Raw genomic sequence first — 6,318 nt, forward strand, 5'->3', positions numbered from 1 at the left:
TAGTTAAATCTTTAGTTAAAATATTTTCAAATTGTTTTAATTCAAACTTACTATTTAAATTATTATAACTTGTTGTTCTTTTAAAACTTTCTTCAATTAACATATTATCATTTTCAAAAATTGTTAGATTTATCAACAATTGTAATTGATAACTATTTGGTTCACCTGCAGTGTTTTTAGATGTGGTTTTTCTTTCTTTCTCACTATAAACTTTAACTGTGTAAAATTTATCTGCATTAATATTTTCAGAAAATCTATTTAAGTTTTGTTTTAAATACCTATTAACAATTTTATCTCCAGTAATTTCCATTTCAATTAATTGAAAATTGGAGTTAGTTACATTGTTTATTGGCTTAAAACCACAAGCTCCAATTAATAACACAACCAATAAAATAACAATTTTTTTCATATGTTTATTTTACTATTAAATTAATTATTTTGTTAGGCACAAATATTTTTTTAATTATTTTTTTATTATCAAAATAACTTACTAATTTTTGATTTTTATTAATTATATCCAAAACCTCAATTTCAGTGATATCTTTTTTAACTTTAAATATTTCTCTCTTTTTTCCATTAATTTGTATAACAAGATTAACTTCATCATCGATAAGATATTTTTTGTCGTAAACTGGCCAATTAGTTTTTTCATCTCCTTTATATTTTTCAAATTTTTTTAAATTTTCAAAACATTCAGATGTAAAATGTGGAATAAAAGGTGAAAGTAAACTCAAAATCTTGCCATAACAATCAATTAAAGTTTCACTGCTAATATCCTTTTCATTTTCTTTAATAAAAAAATTATACATTTCATGAAAGTTTGCAATTATAACATTGTATCTAAAATTTTCTAAATTATTGCTTACCTTAAAAATAAGTGAATTAGTGAATTTAATTAAATCATCATCAAATTTTTTATTTTGAATATCTAAATCTAATTTATTTAAAATCTTATTGTGTAGAGTCCATAGTTTTTGAATAAATTTATAAGCTCCTTCAATCCCTTCATCAGACCATTGAATATCTTTTTCAGGTGGACTATCTGACATGATAAAAAACCTAACTGCGTCAGCTCCATAATTTGAAATAATTTCTTCAGGATCAATTGTGTTTTTTTTTGATTTTGACATTGATTCAGATGGTCCCACTTTAATCTTTACATTTTTATCTTTTTTTAAATAATAATTTTTTCCATCATCACTTGTTATTTCATTTGGATTAAACCAATTATTATCTTTGTCTTTGTATGTTTCATGACACACCATACCTTGAGTAAAAAGGCCTTTAAATGGTTCTAAAATATTGAGATCACTATTTTTATAACTTAAGGCTTGCATAAAAAACCTAGAATAAAGAAGATGAAGTATTGCATGTTCCACACCCCCAATATATTGATCTACTGGCATCCAATAATTTACTTCATCCTGACTGAAACCTTCTTTTGAATTAGTTGGTGAACAAAATCTAAGAAAGTACCAAGAAGAATCTACAAAAGTGTCTAGTGTATCAGTTTCAAGAGTATATTCTTTATTATTGATTTTAATTTTTTTCCATTCAATTTGGTGATCAAGTGGATTTCCATTTTTATTTAAATCAATTTTTTCTGGAAGTTTTATAGGTAATAATTCTTGCGGAACTTTAATTAAATTTCCTTTATCATCATAAGCAATGGGTATAGGGCATCCCCAATATCTTTGTCTAGAGATTCCCCAGTCTTTTAATCTAAAATTTATCTTTCTTTTTCCGAGATTTTTTTCCTCCAAGATTTCAATAGATTTTAAAATTGCTTCATCTGGTGCTTTTAAACCATTTAAAAATTCAGAATTAATAATAATGCCTGAACCGGTATAAGCGATATTTTTGATTTCAGAATTTTTATTTTCTGTATCTTCAACAACAGGAATTACATCAAGATTATATTTTCTAGCAAAGTCCAAATCTCTTTGGTCGTGAGCCGGACATCCAAAAATAGCACCAAAACCATAATCCATCAGCACAAAATTAGCAAAAAAAACGGGAATTTTTTTTTTTGAATCAAAAGGATGGAGCGCTTCTATTTTTGTCTTAAAACCAAGTTTTTCTGCTTGCGCCAGAGCCTCCTCAGTAGTTCCAGTTCTAGAACATGCTTCTCTAAATTTAATAAAATTTTCATCATTTTCATAAAATTTTGATAATGGGTGATCAATAGATAATGCCAGAAATGTACATCCAAATAAAGTATCAGGTCTTGTTGTGAATATCTTAATATCTTTATGATTTTCTATACCTTCAATTTTGAAATTAATTTCACATCCATAAGACTTTCCAATCCAATTAGATTGCATAGTTTTAACTTTATTGGGCCACTCATCTAAAGTATTCAAACCATCAAGTAATTGTTCAGAAAATTTTGTTATATTAAAAAACCACTGATTAAGTTTTTTTCTTTCAACAATGGCTCCCGATCTCCATCCCTTACCATCAATAACTTGTTCATTTGCCAAAACAGTTTGATCTACTGGGTCCCAGTTAACATAATTTTCTTTTCTATAGACCAGACCTTTATCAAATAAATCTAAAAAAAATTTTTGTTGATGTTTGTAATAATCTTCAGAACATGTTGAAATTTCTCTGTCCCAATCTATTGAAAGACCTAATTTCTTAAGTTGTGATTTCATTACAGAGATATTTTTTTCAGTCCATTCTTTAGGATCTAGATTATTTTGACGGGCTGCATTTTCAGCTGGCATACCAAAAGAATCCCAACCCATTGGATGTAAAACATTAAAACCTTGCATTGATTTGTATCGAGCAAGAACATCGCCAATTGTATAATTTCTTACATGACCCATGTGTATTTTTCCTGATGGATAAGGAAACATTTCTAATACATAAAATTTTTTTAACTTTTTATCGACTGATGTTTTAAATACTTTGTTATCTTCCCAAAGTTTTTGCCATTTTTTCTCTATGGTATTAAAGTTGTATCTTTCCATAAAAGTTGATTATTATAAACAAAGGTAGATAATTTTTTATTTTTTCTTAGCTCCTTCGCCTTTACCAACTTTAGTTTTTTGAGGCATACCTTTTGTTTTTTTTCTGAATTCTTCAGCTTCTTTTTTATCAGTGACAGTTTTATATTGAGCTGCTTTTTTTAAAATCGCAAGTTTGAGCTCTTGTCCTATATCTGAATTTTGAATGTTAGTTGAGCAGTTATTTAACGAATTATCTAAACATTTTTTATTATAAACAATTATTTTTAAACCATCTGCTCTGATTTCATTAGATAAAAATTGAACCATAATTTTGATTGATTCATTACTGGTTCCGCTTTCATTGTACCAGTCAGTAATTATTACACCGCCTCCATAATCCGCATTAGTTAAAGGAATAAAATCTAATATATCAATTGTGGCTCTCCACATTTCATTTGATGTTGCAAATTCAAATTTGCCCGAGCCTGAGCCGGCTAAGTTTCCAAATTTAATTCTTCTACCTTCCTCCATATTTTTTTGAACTCTTTCTCCAGCATTAGTTGGAATTTCTCTGGCATCAGTTTTTCTATAAAGACCGCATTGATTGAGTAAAAAAATAATTGAAAATAAGATTATTAATTTTGATAAGAATTGATTAAAAACTATTGATTTCATAAAATAAAATTAATGTTTATTAGTAAAATTATATAATTCAATAATATATTGGTAATTGTGTGATAAAAATGCAACATTATGCAAAAAAAACATATATTATTCAAAAAAACAAAGAAAATAGAACAATTTTTGTTAAAAGTTCCATTCATAATTAATTAATATTAATTAACAAATAAGGAGTAATTATGAAAAAACTAACTAAAATTGGTGCATCAGCATTAGCTGGTTCATTAGTTGCAGTATCTGCTTCTGCTGGTGAATTATCAGTATCAGGTACTTGGGAACTTACTTACAAAAGTGATGATAACACTGTAAGTGGTAACCCTTTCGGAAGTAAATCTTCTATCGCATTCAATGGTTCAGGAGACGTAGATGGTCTTGGAACAGCTACATGGTTTGCGGCTACACAAGATGACAATGGTTCAACTTTTGCATCTCACTTAATCACATTAGATATGGGTGATATGGGATCATTCGGTTTTGACCAAGGTGTTGGACAATACGGTGTATCAACTATCGATGACAAATCTCCAACTGCTTGGGAAGAGTCATGGCACAACACTGCTAACTCATCAGGTGGATTATCTCACTCTGGTGGATCATCAGGTGTATTAGGTTATGCAAATTCAGTTGCTGGATTTGATTTAACTGTTGAGTACGCTCCAGAAACTAACTCTGGTGACAATGGTGATGGTGGTGCTGGCGTAGGAAACACTTCATTAGTAAGTGGTTCAAACGTTAACTTTGCAATTACTTCAAGCTCACTAGTTGATGGTTTAACAATTGGTGCTGGTGCTGGTGATCAAGAATATTCTGACTCATCAACAGCTGCTAACCAAGATGGTTCATCTTCAGTAGCATTTGCTAACTACTCTATGGGTCCAGTAACTGTAGGTTACACGGGTTCAAGCTCAAGCAACGTTAGATCTACAAACGCTAACGATGGTGGTAGAGAAGTTGAAGCATACGGTATTGCATTTAACGTAAACGAAGCGTTATCAGTATCATGGAACCAACACACTTTGACTTACAAGAAAAAAGGTGCTGGTCCTGATGTAGATCAAGAGTCTACTGGTGTTGCAGTTGCATACACTATGGGTGGTGCTAAATTAGCTATCCAAAATAACCAACAGGATAACTCAAGCGGTACTGCTGGATCTAATGATGAAATAACTGAAGTTAGTTTATCATTAGCATTCTAATAAGTTATAAATATTTAATTAAACGGCCCTTTATTAAGGGCCGTTTTTTTTTGTGCTAAATTTTTGCTCAGATTAATATAAAGATAATCTCAGATGAATAAAATTAATCAAAATCAACTGAATGAATGTCTTTTAAGTTTTAAAAAGGCTGACTATCAAGGTGCAATTAAAAATTTAAAAGAACTTGAAAAAAAATACACCCATTTTCTAATACATTGGTATTTAGCACACTCATATTATAGGATTTATGATTACTCTAAATCACTAGAACATTTAGGAATTTCTATTAAATTAAAATCTGAAGATTCAATAAATCTTAATTTTTTAGGAGAGATTTACTTACAAAAGAACGAACATAAAAAAGCAATTATTGCTTTCGAAAAAGCTCTTAAATTTGAAAATAATAATATCAATTCTCTTTCAAATCTGGCAAAAATTTATTCAGAGTTAGGGGATTTTGAAAATTCAAAAAAATATTATTTAAAAATAATAGAGCATTATCCTCAAAATATTGGTTCCTACTATGAGATGATAAGACTAGATCCTTCATATTTAACAGATGGTCTCATAAAAAAATTAAACGATTTCAGTCTTGATGAAAAAAATGAGTTAAATAAAATTTATTTGAATTTTGTAAATGCAGAGTATGAAAATAGAAACCAAAATATAGAAACTGAGATTAAAAATTACATTCAAGCGAAAGAAATATTTTTTAAAAAAAAAATGATAGCGTTTAAGCAAGAAAATAATTATTTTTTTAATCTTTTACCTAAATTTATAAAAAACTTAAAAAATTATAATTTAAAATTTGAAAATAAGATAAAGCCTATTTTTGTTATGGGTCTTCCACGATCTGGCACTACTCTTGTTGAAAATATTATTTGTTCTGGCGCGAATAATATTATGTCTGCCGAAGAGTCAGGTGTTCTAGGAAAAGTTTTTTTTAGAAATCAAATAATTAAAGATTATGATACAAATCAATTAATAACATCATTTAATCATCATGAAATTGAAATCTTAGAAAAAGAGATTCAGAAACAGTATAGTGAAATTGGAATTGATATAGGTAAAAATACTTTTACTGACAAGTCATTAGAAAATTTTTTGTATTTAGAATTATTATCTAAGATTTTTCCTAATGCAAAATTTGTTTATTGTAAAAGAAATAGGCTGGCCAACTTCGTTGGAATTTTAAGAGTATTTATGCCTAACTTATTATGGACCAATTCAACGGAAGCAATCATTAACATGATGAATTTATATCAAAATCAACTAATCAAAATTACCAGTGAAAAAAAAATTAAGTTGAAAGTCATAAATCTTGAAGATTTAACAGCAAATACTGAAAAGGTTTCAAAAGATCTTTATGAATTTTTGGAGCTAGAGTGGAGTAAAAAAACAATTGATATGTCAAAAAATAATAAAAAAATTATTAAAACTCTAAGCACTAATCAAGTTAGAAGCAAAATTATTAACAAAGATTTAAC

5 protein-coding genes are annotated in these 6,318 nt (G+C 28.1%); 2 read left to right on the plus strand and 3 right to left on the minus strand.

The genetic code is table 11. From position 1 onward, the window contains the following. The 3 genes from ACTT9D_RS06510 to ACTT9D_RS06520 form a co-directional block, all read right to left on the minus strand. Nucleotides 1-409: hypothetical protein (locus ACTT9D_RS06510; RefSeq protein ID WP_440930978.1), on the minus strand; the 409-nt coding region annotated here is incomplete at its 3' end. Nucleotides 410-413: 4 nt separating this feature from the next. After that, nucleotides 414-2,975 (minus strand): leucine--tRNA ligase, encoded by a 2,562-nt coding sequence (gene leuS / locus ACTT9D_RS06515; protein ID WP_440930979.1) that lies wholly within the window; start codon nt 2,973-2,975, stop codon nt 414-416. 36 nt (nt 2,976-3,011) lie between these two features. Then, nucleotides 3,012-3,629, minus strand: coding sequence for a DUF3576 domain-containing protein (locus tag ACTT9D_RS06520; RefSeq protein WP_440930980.1), 618 nt, complete (start codon nt 3,627-3,629; stop codon nt 3,012-3,014). 185 nt (nt 3,630-3,814) lie between these two features. On the opposite strand from ACTT9D_RS06520, the gene ACTT9D_RS06525 reads away from it, so the two are divergent. Together ACTT9D_RS06525 and ACTT9D_RS06530 are read left to right on the plus strand one after the other, a co-directional pair. Continuing rightward, the gene (locus tag ACTT9D_RS06525; RefSeq protein ID WP_440930981.1) at nt 3,815-4,831 is read left to right on the plus strand and encodes a porin; all 1,017 of its coding nucleotides are present in this window, start codon (nt 3,815-3,817) and stop codon (nt 4,829-4,831) included. Nucleotides 4,832-4,924: 93 nt separating this feature from the next. Continuing rightward, on the plus strand, nt 4,925-6,318 hold a 1,394-nt coding region (locus tag ACTT9D_RS06530), incomplete at its 3' end, for a tetratricopeptide repeat-containing sulfotransferase family protein (protein WP_440930982.1).

The organism is Candidatus Pelagibacter sp. (assembly GCF_052049815.1).
Lineage (GTDB): Bacteria > Pseudomonadota > Alphaproteobacteria > Pelagibacterales > Pelagibacteraceae > Pelagibacter.